Here is a 16,268-nt window from a genome sequence, read left to right as displayed (position 1 = left end):
TATGGTGATGCTGAAAACAGACATTTAGCACAATGGCGCTTATTTTAACTTAGACAGACGTTCTTGTGCCTCTTTTGAAGCACCGCTCCCGCCGAATTTGGAAATTGTCGCTTGATAAAAAGCTTTAGCCGTAGCCGTATCTCCCGTTTTTTCCATCGAAATACCCGAATGAAGTAACAACGTAGGCATATAGAGCGCTTTCTCGTTGCGAGATGCCGACTCCTTGTAACTTAAGACGGCTTCTTTATATTTTTTACGTTCAAACTGTGTCTCGCCGATCATAAAATATGCATCAGAGACTTTATACTTTTTTTGAATCATTTGTTCAAAATAGCTTTGAGCATCATCGTATTTTTTTTGAGAAAAAAGCTTATTTGCCTCTTTTTCAATATCGGCATTGGACATTTTTGCAGAAGACGCTGCCGGACGCTCAGGCACACTGACTTTAAGCTGTTTTATCAACACCGCAAATTGCTCTTTCGAGACATAATTCATATTGATTTCATCTACCGCATGGGAAAGCTCTTCGAGAAGTGCTTTAAACTGGGCGATATTTTCTGTATTGGCGTTCACTTGTTTACTGAGATCATCCAAACTGACACTTCCGTTACTTTCAACCGAAAGTTTGTCTTGAAGCTTTTGTAAGATTATACTTTGTTCGTTAGATCGTTGTCCGAGTCCTTCAAGAATCCCCTGCATCCCGTCTAAACGTTCGGTAACCGTCTCAACTTTTGCATTTTGCATATTGTTTTTTTGAATAACGGATTGAAGCTCTTTTTTATTTTCTAAAATTAGTTTTTCTTCGTGGGTAAGACCGTAAGGATTAGGGGAGTTCAGATCACCCGCACCGAAAACGGAGGGTTCCGTTGCGGATGCAGTAATTGTTAGTAAAAAGGGAATAATGACTAACAGACGCATTTATGGAAGTTTGAAATCTACACGACGATTTTTTTGCCAGCAATCTTTGCTTTTTTCCAAACATACCGGATTGCTTTCTCCAAGACTTGACATAGCAATAGAATCAGCGCTGATGCCGCTGTTTACCAATGCTGCTTTAACAGAATTTGCACGTTTTAGTCCAAGCGCGAAGTTGTACTCATCACTTCCGAATTCGTCACAGTTACCTTCGAGTTTGATTGTTTTGCCTTTAACCAACAACGCGTTTTTTGCCATCGCATCTTGCATATCTGCACGAATGTCAAATTTGTCATAGTCGAACAAAATGCTGACCAACCCGCCATCAGAACCGTTTGCACCGTTTGCGCCATTAGCATCTGTAACGTTAGCATTGCTAACCGGTGAAATAACTGAGTTTGCATCAGAACCGTTTGCTTTTGTACCTGCAGATGCGTTCGCATTTGCAGATGCATCGATTGCAGGCTCTTTTGAACTACATCCGCTCAAAACGAGCATTGCTACTGTTGCGCTTAAAAAAGCAACTTTCTTCATCATGATATCTCCTCAGGACAATAAATATAAGTGGAATAATAGCGTAAAATTTGTTTTCTACCAATCAATTGATTGAATTCGTCCGATTTTTAACGGAAAAACAAAGCTTTTATTGACCCCGAAACGGATGACGCCGACAGAACTTCGGGCTCCCTCTTGTTTAATATACAAAATCGCTTCGCCGTCATATGAAAACTTCGGAAAATCGTTCTCCCCGCTTGCGGTTAAGCGTTGTACATTCCCGCTATTCAGTGATAAAAGATGCAAATTAAATGAGTTTCCTGCAAACGTAGCGCTGTTTTCACGCGCCTTATAAACCAAAAAATTCTTGTACGAACTCAATGAAGAGTTATTTTTGCCGTGATATACCAATTGTGATACCGCCGTACTGTTCATCCGAGTCGAGAATATATTCGGATAGCCTAGCCGATTTGAAACGAAGGCAATCGAGCCGTCCCCCATAAACTGTCCGTTGACGTCGATCCCTGAATAATTGGTGATTTGTGTTTTAGCCCCCGATGTCAAATCAAAAAGATAAATATCGGGTTGCCCGTTGGGAGCAAGGGTGAGTAACAGACGCTTAGAATCCTCACTGACATCCGAACATACCGCCATGCCGTCTGAACTGACGATCTTATCTTTTTTCCCGCTTTGGAGGCTTAACTTATAAATTGTCGGTTTAAAATCTAACAATGAGGTGTAATAAACCTCGCTTTGTTCACTATTAGCCCACTTTGCAAACCCGTACATCCCTCCGCTCATAACGACTTTCTGATACGAGAGCGTATAATCAGAAACTACGATTTCAGAACGTTTCGGACTCGTCAATCGGACGAAAACGACTTTGCGCTTAATCCAGTCAATCGGTGAGCCACCCAATTTAGCATTAATATCATACGCGATTGCGTGCGATAGAAAAACGGCCATTTCACTCTGCTTTAAAATATAGCTTTTGGCAAAGAATTCATTTCCGTTTTGAAGCATCTTTACATCCGCACGCATTCCGCCTGCTCCGTCATCCACCAGACGATATCGAATCAGGTACTGAGCATCCTGATGCTGTGGAGATGGTGATAACGAATTAAACGGCACAGATGCGTAGCTTTGATCTACGGTAAATAAAGAGACGACATTCATATCCGCCGCTAGCATTTGGGTAAATTTGCGGCTTAAATCACTGGTTTGCAACGATGAATCTTCGATTGCCAACGGTGATAATCCCCCAACCCCTTTTACCACTTCCAATGTTGCGTCTGCGCCCCAGGAAAACTGTACTAATGTTAGAAAAATTAGAATGATTTTCAAATGATTACTCCTTAGCCGTCAAAATGAATTCTAAAACCGTATCTTTTCCCTCAGGATGTTCCGGAAAACGGATGGCACTCAGTCTATCTTTCAGCCAATCGACTTCGCCGTTAAACGAAATATTTCCTGAATAACGAAGCACTTTATATCCCGTTAACTTGCCTGATGCACTGATATTCATCCTTACACGTGCTACTTCTCCGGCCGTTCCTGAGGGAGGATGGAAATAGGTATAAACCAGCCCTTGAATCTTAGCATGGTATTCGTTAACAAGCGGCCCGCTCGATCCGCCTGGAACAACCATTTTTATTGAAGGTTTAGCTAACTGGACATTGGATACTTTTTCCGAATATCGGGGAGTCTCTCTTTTTGTTAAAATTTCATTTTCAATTTTATTAAGCTGCTCTTGACGCTTATTATCTTCTTTAGCAACCTTCTGAGGTTTGATTTCAGAAAAGAGATCGGAAATTTCCGGAACGGGTTCAGGTTGTGCAGCCGGCTCTTCTTCCTTTTGAGTTTGTTCAGGTGCAACAGGTACGCTTGCGGGCTCAGGAGACGTTTGTACATTCTCTTTTGTATCGGAAACAGCAATAGAGACATTAATCACGTCACTTTTGGTCATAGCAAACTGTTGAATTTTTGGAGATAGGATCACGCTGTACACCGTAAAAAAAAGCATGGTGACAAAAAGAGAAATCGAAATCAATCCGCTGAGATAAAAATAGCGTTCCTGATGCATATCCATTTATAAAATCCTCATCATAATAAAAACTTTAGAAATGAATTTTATTGAGCGGTAACAAGAGAAACATTTTGAAAACCGGCTTTTTTAACTACGGCTAAAACATTCATGACATCACTGTAATTCAAACGGCCGTCAGCACTTATACGTACGGTGGAATCTGCTTTATAAGAAGGTGCAAGACGGATAAAATCATCCGCAAATGTCTCGACCTGAAACTGCTCTTTCCCAATTTTTATTTTACGATTCTCTGAGATTGAAATCTCTATCGACTCTTTTTTGGTTATCTCTTTTTGTGCAGACCCTTTTGGGAGGCGAATCAACTCTTCATAGACAATATTCGGCGAAATTACCATTAATATGGCCAATAAAACCAACATTACGTCGACAAGCGGCGTAATGTTCAATTCCGGTTTTTCATCCCAATCAAACACGATTATGCTTCTTTAGAGAGGAGTGCATCACCTTGCATACGGATCAATCCGGATAACTCAAAAGCTTTTCGCTTTAGAATTTGATGATAGGTATAGGCAAAAATAGCGACAAAAATACCGGATGCGGTTGCGACAAGGGCGTCCGATACACCCGAAGCAATTATGCTCATCGTACCGCTTGCTTGACCGATGTGGTCAAACGTGCTCAAAATTGAAACGACGGTGCCGAATAAGCCGATAAAAGGGGTTGTTGAAGCGACAACGGAGAGAAACATCAGCCCTTTCGTCGCTTCTTTCGTAGCGGCATACGAAGCCATATCGAATAAAGAAGTAGAAAGACGTGATGATGATTTCGTAAAATGGCTTAAATAGGCAAAATCGGGAATCTTTTGCGAACCGAGCAATAATGATTCAAGTGATTGGTTTTCAGTAGATATCCATTGATTCAAAGAAAATAGACGGTAAAAAAAAGTCCAATTGACCGCAATGAAATAAATAGAGAGGACCAGTAACACAAAAAGTGTTACCGGATGGCTTTTGTCATAATAATCAGCAAATGTTTGAAACATATCAGTGATTAAATATGGTGCGCCGCAGTATCGATACGTGCTGAAACTGAAGCGATCATTGCATTCGAATCTGCAATGCTGTTAATCAATGATTTCGCTTCATCAAGAGCTTTTGCGATTTCGCCTTCGCTCTCTCCGCGGATTGCAACGGCACCGTCAACCAAGACAACCACTTTGTTTTGGGTAATTTGTACAACACCCCAATTCACAACGATTGACTCGGTTTTACCGTTCTCTTTTTGTATATCAACAACTCCGGCTTGGAGCAATGTTGTTAGAGCAACGTGTTCAGGGAGAACACCGAATTCTCCCTCTTCCCCCGGAAGGGTGACGCTTTTAGCCGGACCGTTAAAGATAGATCCGCTTGGCGTTAGCACTTCTAATTGGAGTGTTTCCATAGTGTTTCCTTTAAGGCGAGAAGCAATTACTTGCTTTTCATTTTTTCAGCTTTCTCAATCGCCTCGTTCATATTACCGACCATGTAGAAGGCACCTTCTGGCATGTGGTCGAATTCACCTTCAAGGATACCTTTGAATCCTTTGATAGTGTCTTCAAGTTTAACATATTTACCAGGAGCTCCGGTGAATACTTCTGCAACGTGGAAAGGCTGAGAAAGGAATTTCTCGATTTTACGTGCACGTTCAACCGTTGCTTTGTCATCTTCTGAAAGTTCATCCATACCGAGAATCGCAATGATATCTTGCAAATCTTTGTATTTTTGAAGTGTTTTTTGAACACCGCGAGCAACATTGTAGTGCTCTTCGCCGATGATTTGCGGATCAAGCAAGCGAGAAGTTGAATCCAATGGGTCAACCGCAGGATAGATCCCTTTTTCAGCGATTTTACGGTTAAGAACCGTAGTCGCATCCAAGTGAGCAAATACTGATGCAGGAGCCGGGTCAGTCAAGTCATCCGCTGGTACGTATACCGCTTGAACCGAAGTGATTGAACCTTTTTTGGTTGATGTAATACGGTCTTGAAGAGCACCCATTTCACGAGCCAATGTCGGTTGATAACCAACGGCTGACGGGATACGTCCAAGAAGTGCTGACATCTCAGAACCTGATTGTGCAAAACGGAAGATGTTGTCGATGAACATCAATACGTCAAGCCCTTTCTCATCACGGAAATACTCCGCCATGGTAAGACCGGTAAGAGCGATACGGTTACGTGCTCCCGGCGGTTCAGACATTTGACCGTAGCACAGTGCTACTTTGTCCAAAACGCTTGATTCTTTCATCTCGTGGTAAAGGTCATTCCCCTCACGAGTACGCTCACCGACACCGGCGAAAACAGAAAGACCGCTGTGTCCTTGAGCAACGTTGTTGATCAATTCCATGATAATAACGGTTTTACCTACACCAGCACCACCGAATAGACCGACTTTACCACCTTTTCCGTATGGAGCCAAAAGGTCGACAACTTTGATACCCGTTTCGAACATCTCAGTTTTTGTGCTTTGATCAACAAGCGGTGGAGGATCACGGTGGATAGACCATGTATCACAATCAGTGATTTGATCTCCGCCGTCGATAGTTTCACCGATAACGTTGAAGATACGTCCGAGAACTTTTTCACCAACCGGAACTTTAATCGGAGCGCCAGTTGCTTTCGCAGCCATACCGCGAACAAGACCTTCTGACATATCCATAGCGATCGTACGTACACGACCGTTTCCAAGGTGAGATGCTACTTCAAGAACAAGACGAGTCGTATTCCCTTCAACACTTACATTTACTTCGATTGCTTCATTGACTGTAGGCAAATAACCTTCAAAATCAACGTCAACAACCGGACCAATTACTTGAGCAATTTTACCAATCATTCTTTCCTCCATAATTATTTCATCGACTCGACGCCGCTGATAATCTCGATAAGTTCGGTTGTGATCGCCTCTTGTCGAGCTTTGTTAAACTTGACTTTGAGTGAATTAACCATCTCTTTAGCGTTGTTTGTTGCCGCATCCATTGCCTGCATACGTGCACTGTGTTCTGCCGCAACTGAATCGATCAGAGCGTAATACATGTTGTATTCAGCATATTTAGTTAGCAATGAATCGAGCATTTTCTCTTCATCCTGCGCTTCAAGTTCCAACATTGTATTGGTAACTTTCTCACAGTCATAAGCCTCTACATTGACCGGCAAAATTCGATTGACGTGCAACTCTTGGGTAATTACGTTTTTATATCCGTTATACACAAGGTAAACCGCATCAACATTCCCCTCTTTGAAATCATTGATCGAACGTGTCATAAACTCGCTTGAACGCTGCATATCAGGAGCAGAACTGAGATTTTTAACTTCATCAATCATCTCGACTTGATTGTAGTTGAAAAATTCAATCCCTTTTTTCCCGATCCCGCGAAGACGGATTTTGACATTTTTATTTTTGTACTCGTTCATCAAACGTTTAACCGCTTTGATGGTTTGCATGTTGAAACCGCCGCACAAACCTTTGTCCGCAGTTACAAAAATAATATCGATCGTTTCAGGAGCATCATTTTCGATAAAGCATCGGTTTTCGATTCCGCCGACTTTATTACATTTGATGCGCCCTGCGATTTCAGCTATCACTTGATTCGTTTTTTGTGCAAACAGACGTGAACGTTTCGCAAGCTCTTCAGCACGGCGAAGTTTCGCCGTAGACACGAGCTTCATAGCACGTGTGGTTTTTTGCGTGTTCGAAACACTCTTGATCTGTCTTTGAATCTCTTTCAAGTTAGCCATAAAGATCCTTATTCAGCAACGAAAGTAGATTTAAACTCTTCGAGTGCTTTTTTCATTAGAGCCATCGTCTCATCATCGATTTTTGATGTTGTACGGATGCTTTCGAGAATTTGAGGGTATGAAGCCTCAACGAACGGATAAAGATCCGCTTCGAATTTCACAACGGAGTTTGCAGAGATATCATCAAGATACCCTTCGTTACCCGCGAAAATGATCAATGCTTGTTTTTCAGCACCGAGTGGAGAATACGGAGGTTGTTTCAATACTTCCACCATACGCTGTCCACGCTCAAGCTGTTTACGACTCACTTCATCAAGATCTGATGCGAATTGAGCAAACGCTTGAAGCTCACGGTATTGCGCAAGGTCAAGACGCAATGTTCCCGCAACTTGTTTCGTTGCTTTGATTTGCGCGGCACCACCGACACGTGATACTGAAAGACCTACGTTGATCGCAGGGCGGATACCTGAGTTGAACAAATCAGTTTCCAAGAAAATTTGACCGTCAGTGATCGAAATAACGTTTGTCGGAATATACGCCGCAACGTCACCCGCTTGAGTTTCGATGATCGGAAGTGCTGTCAATGAACCTGCACCCATCTCATCGTTCAATTTCGCTGCACGCTCTAAGAGACGAGAGTGTAGATAGAAAACGTCACCCGGATACGCTTCACGGCCCGGAGGACGGCGAAGGATCAATGACATTTCACGGTACGCTACAGCGTGTTTGGAGAGATCATCATAAACGATCAAACCGTGTTTTGCGTTATCGCGGAAATATTCACCCATCGTTACACCGGTATAAGGAGCAAGGAATTGAAGAGCTGCCGCTTCAGAAGCAGTCGCAGAAACGATGATAGTGTAATCCATCGCACCGTTCTCTTCAAGACGACGGATAACTTGTGCAACAGTTGATTCTTTTTGACCTACGGCTACATAGATACAAACAACACCGTTACCTTTTTGGTTGATAATAGTATCAAGAGCAACAGTCGTTTTACCTGTTTGACGGTCACCGATGATCAACTCACGTTGACCGCGACCGATCGGAACAAGAGCGTCAATCGCTTTAATACCGGTTGCCATCGGTTCATGAACCGATTTACGAGCCATAATACCAGGAGCTTTTTCTTCTACGAAACGAACTTCAGTTGTTTCGATCGGACCTTTACCGTCGATCGGCTCACCAAGAGCATTAACAACACGTCCGAGAAGTGCATTACCGACAGGTACACGTAAAAGACGTCCGAGACGTTTTACCGACATACCCTCACGAAGTTCTTTCCCTTTACCGAGAATAACAACACCGACACTGCTCTCTTCAAGGTTCATTACAAGACCGCGAGTACCGTCTTCGAATTCAACCATTTCACCGGCCATAACGTTGTTCAAGCCATAAACTTGAGCGATTCCGTCTCCGTATGAGATGATTTTTCCGGTTTCATTAATATCTACATTTAGTTCGAAATTCCCAATTCGTTCTTTAATGATCGAACTGATTTCGTCTGCTTGTACTTTTGCTACCACTATTTCTCCTTTCCCGAGGGTTAAATTGCTTTTAAAATATGCTCAATAAGTTGAGCGTTGAGGCGGCTTTTTGAAAAATTGATCTCGACATTCAGATCATCAACTTCAACACGGATACCGTCATAATCAGATGCGACATAATCCAAAGCGATTGTAGTACCTGTTTTGGTTCCCAAATCACGTGCGATTAGATCAACTGACGCTTGATCGACAACAGTGTTGCTGTAGATACGACCTTTATACATACGTTTTGAAATTGCGATTGAGCGTTTCAATTCCGTTGCAAGGACAGGGATCAAAAGTAAACGACCGTTTTCTGCCAATAATTTGACAAGGTTATTTATCTCTGAGCTGTTCGCCGGAGCGACCATATCTAAAACCAGTTGACATTTAGCGTTTGCCGTGACATCAGTGCTATTCATAATAGCAATAAATTTCTGATCGTCGTATGCTTTAGCAACGTTGCCGAGCAACTCTGCCAAATTTTCCAATGACGACTGATCACAAACTTCCATTAAAGGCTTGATGTAACGTTTAGCAATGAGTTCATACTGCATTTATGCCACCTTCTTTTTCAAGATTTCGGTCATTGCTTCTTTACCCAAAGCTTCATTGCTGCGACTCATCACGTCTGTCATAAGTTCATCAACAACTTCACGTACCATTTTGCGTTTATCAAGCTCCATCAATGCCCCATTTTGCTTTCCAATAATTTCAAGCTCTTGTTCGCATTGTGCCAAAATTTTGTCAGACAAAATTTTGTTCTCTTTTTTACTTGACTCAGCCAATTCAGCCGCGAAGCGCTCTGCTTCTTCAACTTTGTGCTCAGCCGCCTCTTTAAGACGCTTTGACTCCCGTAGACGTTCTTGAACTTTGTCAAGTTCGTCAGCGATTCCCGTACTTCTGCCGCTAAAATAGTTTTTAATCGGCTCTGCCAAAAGATAAATTAAAATTCCGGCAAAAATTAGGAAGTTAACCGTTCTCTGAACGATATCCGTAGACCCTTCTGCAGCGGCATCTGAACCAAATAGATAGGCGCTGAGCAGTAATACTGTAACGATTATTTTACCCATTGCATACCTCATATTTGACTTAGTTTTGCTGATACAGCAGATTGGAAAGCAGGAGCTTCATTTTGAAGCGCAGCAATCAAACGGGCTCGTTCTTCGGACAACTCGTCTTGGAACTTTGTGTACTCTAGTGCTAATTCAGCACGTTTTGTCTCTATTTTGCTATTTGCCAGCGCTTTGGCCTCAGCAATAACTTTTTCTCTTAATGCTGCAGCTTCCAGTTTAGCATCACTCATAATCTTTTCAGCTTTGGCATGAAATGCAGCGATTTCGGAATCGTTGTTGCCAACTTGATCCAAATCTTTTTTAATATCTGCATCTCGTTTTTCCATATAACTGAAAAGAGGTTTGTAAAGCAAACTGTTTAGCAGGGCAATAAGGACAAGGAAGACAATCAGTGTGCTGCCTAGCAGCATCGGACTTATATCTAACATACCACCTCCTAAAAGTTGCGTGATTATACAACTTATAAATTGAAGGGACAGTTAAACGTGGGGGGATATCAAGAAAATAGGTCTAAAAATGATTCAATTTGGCCATTATTTTTAAATTCGATGGTAAGTTTGTAACCTTTTGTGCCACATTTATAACCAAGCGCATCCAATTGTTTTTTGAGAGCCGCAAAATCTAGCCCTTCAACTTCGAAAGAAGTATTTGATGAAGTTGCAGGCAATTTGATTTTTTTAACCATGCTCTCAACATCGCGGACGCTGAGTTTCTGCCCGATGATCGAATCGATCATCATTGCCTGCTCGTTGGACTCTAATCCTAAAATCACTTTTGCATGACCGGCACTAATTTTTCCGTCTACCAATGCTTTACGCCCTTTTTCATTCAGCTGTAAAAGACGCAATGTATTGGTAATCTGCGTACGGCTTTTATGAACCGTTTGAGAAAGCTGTTCATGTGTCAGCTCGTGAATATCGATCAATTCTTGATAGGCCTGTGCCAAATCGATGACATTAAGCTCATCACGTTGAATATTTTCAATCAATGCATGCTCGCGCATCTGTTCATCACTGACCGATACGACGATGGCTTTGATCGTTTTGTTTTTAGCCAGTTTGCTGGCGCGAAGACGGCGTTCGCCCGCAATCAGAATATATCCGTCAAGATCTTCTTTAATAACAATAGGTTGCAATAATCCGTGTGTTTTAATCGATTCGGCTAGTTCGGCTAGAGATTCTGAGTCAAAATGTTTACGCGGCTGATAGGGGTTCGGTCGGATTTTAGCGACTGCTATCTCCTCTACTCCCCCTTTTTTTGGAAGCTCATTATCGTATGCCTCTTCGATTTCACTTAACAGTGCACCGAGACCTCGACCTAATGCGGATGCTTTCGCCATACTATTCCTTTAGGCGATAATCGCGTGCGCCAAGTCTTGGTACGCCATGGAACCGCTTGATTTTACATCGTAAAGAATCGCCGGTTTACCGAAACTCGGAGATTCAGCCAGTTTTACGTTACGGGGGATAACGATATAATCGTCATCGTTTCCTCCCGATTTGAACAATTTACCCTGAAAATGTTGGCGCAAATCGGCAAATACCTGACGCGAAAGATTGTTTTGCGCACTGTACATCGTCGGTAAAAACCCTTTAATCGTCAATTTCGGATTAATCGTTTTACGCACCAATTTAACGGTGTTAAGGAGCTGTGCCAACCCTTCCAATGCAAAAAATTCGCATTGAATCGGAATAATCACCGAATTTGAAGCGGATAGCGCGTTGATCGTCATCGGCCCGAGCGCAGGTGGAGAGTCAATGATGACATAATCGTATTCATCTTTAACCTGAGCGATAGCCCGTTTTAAAATGAGTTCACGCCCCGTTGCGTTATCGGCATCGTAATACTCTTTTTCAACTCCGACAAGACCGATATTGGATGGAGCTAAAAAAAGTTTCTGCAATGATGTTTTTAAAATAATTTCTCGAAGTTTTTTGGCACCGATTAATACATGATAGATATTAAACTCATAGTTGTTGCGATGATACCCTAACGAAGTGGTTGCATTGGCCTGCGGATCGGCATCGATCAGCAATACTTTTTTTTCTGCAACCGCAAGGGATGCGGCTAGATTGACGGCGGTTGTGGTTTTACCCACTCCCCCTTTTTGATTGGCGATAACAATAACTTCACTCATCGTAAACTAAATATCCTTTGGCCATCGCATTGCAGAGATCCGTCTTCAAGCAAAACGGCATTTTCTAATGCGACTTTTTCATTATTGTTGTGGGTAAAAAAAACTCTACTATTCTCAAATTCTATCTGGTAATTACTAAAAATCAGCTTCCACGATGGTAAATTTTTAAACAATTTACTATAACTTTTCGTTAAATCGTATGCAGAAATGGGAATATCTATTTTTCCAAAATTCTCCGGTGCTGAAACGAGATTAATTCCGATTCCGCATACCAGCGTATTTCCGGTCAAATTTGTGATGACACCACCGATTTTTTTCTCTCCGAGATAAAAATCATTCGGCCATTTCAGCCAGACATTCGACCCGAAAGTTGACAACAGCTCTTTCATTAAAAATGCCATATAGATCGATGAAGATTCCAGTTTCAAATCTTCCGGCAAGCTTGAACGTTCAATAGCGACTGAAAGAAAAAGATTTCCTTCTTTTCCGATCCAGCTGTTCCCCCGTGAACCTTTTCCTTCTGTCTGAGATACGGCTCCGACACATACGGGGGCTTTTAGACGTGATGCTTTAAGTTCTGCAAGGAGAAAGCTTTGAGTCGATTCAAGCGACTCAAACCAATGGATATCCACACCCTATCCGTTTTCCGTTGAGATAATCAACGACTGAAGTCTCCTGCTTTGAGGGGGCTTGAACTCTCGTGATCTTTAGAGAGCCTTTTTTACATTGAACAACGACGCCCTCTTTATCAATCCGACTAATTACTCCCGCCTCACCGGAACTGCTCTCATCTTCTAAACGCATCTCTTTGATTTTGAGCCCCGATTCGGTAAAGATCCCCGGCCACGGCGTAAAAGCGCGGTATCGATTGTAAATTTCGCATGCATCCGAAAAATCGATCAAACCGTCGGATTTCAAAATTTTCTTGCAATACGTTGCTTCGGCATCATTTTGTTTAATCGCGCTTCGGCGATCCCAATGGCGGATGACATCGAGGGTCAGACGCACTGCACTATCGGTCAACCGTTTATACAACGATTCTACCATTTCATCCGCGCCAATCTCAAGTGTTTCAATTTTGATAATTGCCCCGGTATCAAGCCCTTCGTCCATCCACATAGCGGTTACGCCGCTTTGAGAATCGTTGTTCAACAGACTTTGCTGGATCGGACTGGCACCGCGGTATTGCGGAAGAATAGACGCATGAAGATTAATGCAGGGTGCATGCTCCAAAACCGCTTTCGGTAAAATCTGGCCGTACGCCGCCACTATAATCAAGTCACAAGGGATGGAGCGTAAATCGGTTACAACCTCTTCATCCCGTAATCGTGTAGGTTGTTTAACCGGGATATTCGCTTTTTCGGCTAAAACTTTAACGACAGGAGGGGTCAAAACCGCTTTTCGCCCTACCGGTTTATCGGGCTGTGTATAAACGGCTACGACCTCAATATCGTCTGCCGTAATCAAAGCTTCTAAGATAGATTCCGCATAATCGGGTGTCCCCATAAAAATGACACGAGTCATTAAATCTCCTCTGTTGCTTTAAACAGACTGCCTCCGCGATGCTCACACGCGATCAAAAAGCTTTTGGCATCACTCAAATCAAAACCGCTGGCTAAGAACATTGCACCGCCGCGCTTAAGGAGAAAATCGGCTGCTTTGAGTTTCGTCACAATACCGCCGGTCGCAAAATTATGGTTCGGAGAAACCTGCATGGAGAGTTCATCGGAAGTTATCGACTCAATACGCGAACGTACTTTCGCATCGCTGTAGGTACGCGGGTCTTTATCATAATAGGCATCGATATCGGAAAGAATCACCAACAAATCGGCTCCGAAATGGTGAGCCGCATAGGCGGAGAGCTGATCATTGTCACCCAATACCAACTCTTCCGTTGCCGTGGCATCGTTTTCATTAATAATAGGGACAACATTATGCTTTAAGAGAGTCTCAATCGTATCTTTTGCTTTTTGAGACTCTTCGTCCGTATTAAAGTTTGCTGCCGTTACCAATATTTGGGAAGGGAGTATATTGTAGTGTTCAAACATCTTGCGGTATTTGTTCATTAAAATCGGCTGTCCGATCGATGCGAGTGCCTGCTTGTTCGCCAACACTTTTTTATCGAGTTTGAGCTCGGTATAGCCTGCAGCTACTGCACCCGATGAAACTAAAATAACTTCATACTGTTTTTTTAGTTCCGCAATAAAATCGACCAAATTTTGCATACGGTCTTTTGCGATTCTGTTTTGTTCGCTTAAAACCGCACTGCCGACTTTAACGACGATCCGCTTCATTTACGCTCCGTTACGACCATTTGATAAAGTGCATACGTCAATGGTTTGATATTAAGGTTGATTGCCGAAGAGATCGGCGCGATGAATGCCGGCTTTAACGGATCGTAAAACGCTTTGTCAAAATCTTCCTGTTCATACACCGGATACTCTTCACTAAATGCGAATCGGCTCTTTTTTACCGGTTCAAGATTAACCAGCTTCAAAAACGAATTCGTTTTTTCTACTGCCTCTTCGGGAGTCATTGCATCGGCACGTGTCAATGCAATCGCATAATTTCGCTTCGCCAAAAGAGGTGAAAATTTTTCGAGTTCCTGTTTAAGCGTTTCATACTGATATTCGAGTTCATGATACGACGCGAGATCGATCATAAACAAAAGGGTTTTTGTTCTCTCGATATGACGCAAAAACTTCAGACCTAGCCCTTTCCCCTCAGCGGCACCGCCGATGATACCCGGAATATCCGCCATAATATAGGAGTCGAATTCACCGATATTGATCTGACCGAGCTTCGGAGTCAACGTCGTAAATTCATAGTTTGCCACTTCCGGACGGGCATTGGAAACGGTGGAGATCAATGTCGATTTTCCGACATTCGGAAATCCTACAAGACCGACATCGGCAATGAGTTTAAGATCGAGTCTAACAACACGGGTAACCGCCGGCTCACCCGGCTGTGCGTACATCGGTTTTTGGTTGGTAGAGGATTTGAAATGGACGTTTCCAAGACCGCCGCGGCCACCTTCTAAAAAGCGTACTTCTTGCCCGTCTTGCAATAAATCGAGCAACACTTCGCCTGTTTCGACATCAACGACCTGAGTTCCCGGAGGGACAACGACAACGAGCCGTTTCCCTGCTTTGCCCGCCATATTGGAGCCCATGCCGGGTTGCCCTTTTTCAGCCTTTAGGTTTTTGTTCCCTTGGAAATGGGCTAACGTATGGGTATTGTTGTCGACTTTAAAATAAACATCTCCCCCTTTACCGCCGTCGCCGCCGTTCGGTCCCCCTTGAAGGACATATTTCTCCCGTCTGAAAGCAACACACCCTGCTCCCCCTTTTCCGGATGAGACGGTAATTTCTACACTATCACTAAACATGGATGTCCTTCAAGTTGTTTTAAATATTTGCCTCGTAACAAGACAACTATTATTTGCTTAATACTATACTTCCTAATAAAAGTACACAATTAAAAAGATAATTTTGGAAATGGGTTCAAAATCGGGCGAAAGCCCGATGTAAGTCTTTTGAGAAAATTAAGCGGCAGGGATGATAGAAACTTGCTTGCGTGTTTTGTCTTTACGTTCGAACGCAACGACACCGTCAACCAACGCATACAATGTGTGGTCTTTACCCATACCCATGTTTTTACCCGGGTGAACTTTTGTTCCGCGTTGACGGATAACGATATTACCCGCTCTTACGAATTCACCACCGTATTTTTTGACACCGAGTCTACGTCCCGCTGAGTCGCGGTTATTCTGTGTACTACCCTGACCTTTCTTATGAGCCATGCTGTCCTCCTACTTTAAAATAATTACGCAGCGATCTTAACGATGCGAACGCGTGTGTGATCTCTTCTGAAACCACGTTTCAATTTACTGTCTTTACGACGACGTTTTTTGTAGATCACGACTTTACGGTCACGACCTTCATTGATAACCTCAGCAGTAACAACAGCACCGCTTACAAATGGGGTACCGGTTTTAAGTTCACCGTTATTCACGGCAAGAACTTCTTTGATTTCGACGGTGGTTTTAGGCTCAAGTCCCATTTTATCGAACAAAAGGATATCACCCTCTTGAACTTTATACTGTTTTCCGCCGTTTTTGATAATTGCGTACATTAGCGTTCCTTACTTACAAGTCTACAAAAAGTGGCGAATTATAGCCAACGTTTATTTAAGCTTAAATTAAAATGCAGTATTTGATGCATGCGTAGATGTACTATCGGTACAATTGCGCTTTAATTTCACTACGAATCCTCTTCAAGACACAAGAAAATCACTTATTTTA

The 16,268-nt window shown here is 42.7% G+C and carries 21 protein-coding genes; all 21 read right to left on the bottom strand.

The annotated features are described in order from the left end of the window. Positions 1-39: 39 nt before the first annotated feature. Positions 40-918 carry a tetratricopeptide repeat protein gene (locus tag SULKU_RS03880; protein WP_013459629.1) on the bottom strand — a complete coding sequence of 293 codons (879 nt, stop codon included), beginning with the start codon at positions 916-918 and terminating at the stop codon, positions 40-42. Further along, a complete protein-coding gene (locus tag SULKU_RS03875) occupies positions 919-1,452 on the bottom strand; it encodes an OmpA family protein (protein WP_013459628.1) in 534 nt (177 codons plus the stop codon). Between the two features lie 54 nt (positions 1,453-1,506). Beyond that, on the bottom strand, positions 1,507-2,754 hold the full coding sequence (gene tolB / locus SULKU_RS03870; protein ID WP_013459627.1) for a Tol-Pal system protein TolB: 1,248 nt from the start codon (positions 2,752-2,754) through the stop codon (positions 1,507-1,509). 4 nt (positions 2,755-2,758) lie between these two features. Further along, entirely contained in the window at positions 2,759-3,499 is a 741-nt protein-coding gene (locus tag SULKU_RS03865; RefSeq protein WP_013459626.1) for a TonB C-terminal domain-containing protein, read from the bottom strand. Between the two features lie 41 nt (positions 3,500-3,540). Continuing rightward, positions 3,541-3,930, bottom strand: coding sequence for an ExbD/TolR family protein (locus SULKU_RS03860; RefSeq protein ID WP_013459625.1), 390 nt, complete (start codon positions 3,928-3,930; stop codon positions 3,541-3,543). A 2-nt stretch (positions 3,931-3,932) separates the two neighbouring features. Continuing rightward, on the bottom strand, positions 3,933-4,499 hold the full coding sequence (locus SULKU_RS03855; protein ID WP_013459624.1) for a MotA/TolQ/ExbB proton channel family protein: 567 nt from the start codon (positions 4,497-4,499) through the stop codon (positions 3,933-3,935). Positions 4,500-4,507: 8 nt separating this feature from the next. After that, on the bottom strand, positions 4,508-4,897 hold the full coding sequence (gene atpC, locus SULKU_RS03850) for an ATP synthase F1 subunit epsilon (RefSeq protein ID WP_013459623.1): 390 nt from the start codon (positions 4,895-4,897) through the stop codon (positions 4,508-4,510). A gap of 26 nt (positions 4,898-4,923) precedes the next feature. Continuing rightward, entirely contained in the window at positions 4,924-6,324 is a 1,401-nt protein-coding gene (gene atpD / locus SULKU_RS03845; RefSeq protein WP_013459622.1) for a F0F1 ATP synthase subunit beta, read from the bottom strand. Positions 6,325-6,338: 14 nt separating this feature from the next. After that, on the bottom strand, positions 6,339-7,226 hold the full coding sequence (atpG, locus tag SULKU_RS03840) for an ATP synthase F1 subunit gamma (protein WP_013459621.1): 888 nt from the start codon (positions 7,224-7,226) through the stop codon (positions 6,339-6,341). Positions 7,227-7,234: 8 nt separating this feature from the next. After that, entirely contained in the window at positions 7,235-8,752 is a 1,518-nt protein-coding gene (atpA, locus tag SULKU_RS03835; protein WP_013459620.1) for a F0F1 ATP synthase subunit alpha, read from the bottom strand. A gap of 20 nt (positions 8,753-8,772) precedes the next feature. Continuing rightward, complete coding sequence (locus tag SULKU_RS03830) at positions 8,773-9,309, bottom strand: F0F1 ATP synthase subunit delta (RefSeq protein ID WP_013459619.1); 537 nt, start codon at positions 9,307-9,309, stop codon at positions 8,773-8,775. Further along, positions 9,310-9,825 carry a F0F1 ATP synthase subunit B gene (locus SULKU_RS03825; RefSeq protein WP_013459618.1) on the bottom strand — a complete coding sequence of 172 codons (516 nt, stop codon included), beginning with the start codon at positions 9,823-9,825 and terminating at the stop codon, positions 9,310-9,312. 8 nt (positions 9,826-9,833) lie between these two features. After that, on the bottom strand, positions 9,834-10,256 hold the full coding sequence (locus SULKU_RS03820) for a F0F1 ATP synthase subunit B family protein (RefSeq protein WP_013459617.1): 423 nt from the start codon (positions 10,254-10,256) through the stop codon (positions 9,834-9,836). Positions 10,257-10,324: 68 nt separating this feature from the next. Further along, positions 10,325-11,167, bottom strand: a complete 843-nt coding sequence (locus SULKU_RS03815; protein WP_013459616.1) for a ParB/RepB/Spo0J family partition protein — start codon at positions 11,165-11,167, stop codon at positions 10,325-10,327. A 9-nt stretch (positions 11,168-11,176) separates the two neighbouring features. Next, positions 11,177-11,965, bottom strand: coding sequence for a ParA family protein (locus SULKU_RS03810; protein WP_013459615.1), 789 nt, complete (start codon positions 11,963-11,965; stop codon positions 11,177-11,179). After that, positions 11,962-12,597, bottom strand: coding sequence for a biotin--[acetyl-CoA-carboxylase] ligase (locus SULKU_RS03805; RefSeq protein ID WP_013459614.1), 636 nt, complete (start codon positions 12,595-12,597; stop codon positions 11,962-11,964). Before SULKU_RS03805 ends, SULKU_RS03810 begins: the two co-directional genes overlap by 4 nt. Next, positions 12,578-13,489, bottom strand: a complete 912-nt coding sequence (gene fmt / locus SULKU_RS03800; RefSeq protein ID WP_013459613.1) for a methionyl-tRNA formyltransferase — start codon at positions 13,487-13,489, stop codon at positions 12,578-12,580. Before fmt ends, SULKU_RS03805 begins: the two co-directional genes overlap by 20 nt. Next, positions 13,489-14,259, bottom strand: a complete 771-nt coding sequence (proB, locus tag SULKU_RS03795) for a glutamate 5-kinase (protein ID WP_013459612.1) — start codon at positions 14,257-14,259, stop codon at positions 13,489-13,491. The genes fmt and proB overlap by 1 nt, the downstream gene beginning before the upstream one ends. Further along, on the bottom strand, positions 14,256-15,353 hold the full coding sequence (gene obgE / locus SULKU_RS03790; RefSeq protein ID WP_013459611.1) for a GTPase ObgE: 1,098 nt from the start codon (positions 15,351-15,353) through the stop codon (positions 14,256-14,258). The genes proB and obgE overlap by 4 nt, the downstream gene beginning before the upstream one ends. 156 nt (positions 15,354-15,509) lie before the next feature. Then, positions 15,510-15,767: a 50S ribosomal protein L27 gene (gene rpmA / locus SULKU_RS03785; RefSeq protein WP_013459610.1), complete on the bottom strand. Its 258-nt coding sequence runs from the start codon at positions 15,765-15,767 to the stop codon at positions 15,510-15,512. A gap of 23 nt (positions 15,768-15,790) precedes the next feature. Further along, the gene (gene rplU, locus SULKU_RS03780; RefSeq protein WP_013459609.1) at positions 15,791-16,099 is read right to left on the bottom strand and encodes a 50S ribosomal protein L21; all 309 of its coding nucleotides are present in this window, start codon (positions 16,097-16,099) and stop codon (positions 15,791-15,793) included. Positions 16,100-16,268: the final 169 nt, after the last annotated feature.

This window comes from Sulfuricurvum kujiense DSM 16994 (assembly GCF_000183725.1).
GTDB lineage: Bacteria > Campylobacterota > Campylobacteria > Campylobacterales > Sulfurimonadaceae > Sulfuricurvum > Sulfuricurvum kujiense.
This window is presented reverse-complemented; position numbering and strand designations above follow the sequence as displayed.

Bases quoted from the DNA above. Each gene is read 5' to 3' on its own strand.
- SULKU_RS03880 (WP_013459629.1), bottom strand. From the start codon at position 918: ATGCGTCTGTTAGTCATTATTCCCTTTTTACTAACAATTACTGCATCC.
- SULKU_RS03875 (WP_013459628.1), bottom strand. From the start codon at position 1,452: ATGATGAAGAAAGTTGCTTTTTTAAGCGCAACAGTAGCAATGCTCGTT.
- SULKU_RS03865 (WP_013459626.1), bottom strand. From the start codon at position 3,499: ATGGATATGCATCAGGAACGCTATTTTTATCTCAGCGGATTGATTTCG.
- SULKU_RS03855 (WP_013459624.1), bottom strand. From the start codon at position 4,499: ATGTTTCAAACATTTGCTGATTATTATGACAAAAGCCATCCGGTAACA.
- atpC (WP_013459623.1), bottom strand. From the start codon at position 4,897: ATGGAAACACTCCAATTAGAAGTGCTAACGCCAAGCGGATCTATCTTT.
- atpD (WP_013459622.1), bottom strand. From the start codon at position 6,324: ATGATTGGTAAAATTGCTCAAGTAATTGGTCCGGTTGTTGACGTTGAT.
- atpG (WP_013459621.1), bottom strand. From the start codon at position 7,226: ATGGCTAACTTGAAAGAGATTCAAAGACAGATCAAGAGTGTTTCGAAC.
- SULKU_RS03830 (WP_013459619.1), bottom strand. From the start codon at position 9,309: ATGCAGTATGAACTCATTGCTAAACGTTACATCAAGCCTTTAATGGAA.
- SULKU_RS03825 (WP_013459618.1), bottom strand. From the start codon at position 9,825: ATGGGTAAAATAATCGTTACAGTATTACTGCTCAGCGCCTATCTATTT.
- SULKU_RS03820 (WP_013459617.1), bottom strand. From the start codon at position 10,256: ATGTTAGATATAAGTCCGATGCTGCTAGGCAGCACACTGATTGTCTTC.
- SULKU_RS03815 (WP_013459616.1), bottom strand. From the start codon at position 11,167: ATGGCGAAAGCATCCGCATTAGGTCGAGGTCTCGGTGCACTGTTAAGT.
- SULKU_RS03810 (WP_013459615.1), bottom strand. From the start codon at position 11,965: ATGAGTGAAGTTATTGTTATCGCCAATCAAAAAGGGGGAGTGGGTAAA.
- fmt (WP_013459613.1), bottom strand. From the start codon at position 13,489: ATGACTCGTGTCATTTTTATGGGGACACCCGATTATGCGGAATCTATC.
- proB (WP_013459612.1), bottom strand. From the start codon at position 14,259: ATGAAGCGGATCGTCGTTAAAGTCGGCAGTGCGGTTTTAAGCGAACAA.
- obgE (WP_013459611.1), bottom strand. From the start codon at position 15,353: ATGTTTAGTGATAGTGTAGAAATTACCGTCTCATCCGGAAAAGGGGGA.
- rpmA (WP_013459610.1), bottom strand. From the start codon at position 15,767: ATGGCTCATAAGAAAGGTCAGGGTAGTACACAGAATAACCGCGACTCA.
- rplU (WP_013459609.1), bottom strand. From the start codon at position 16,099: ATGTACGCAATTATCAAAAACGGCGGAAAACAGTATAAAGTTCAAGAG.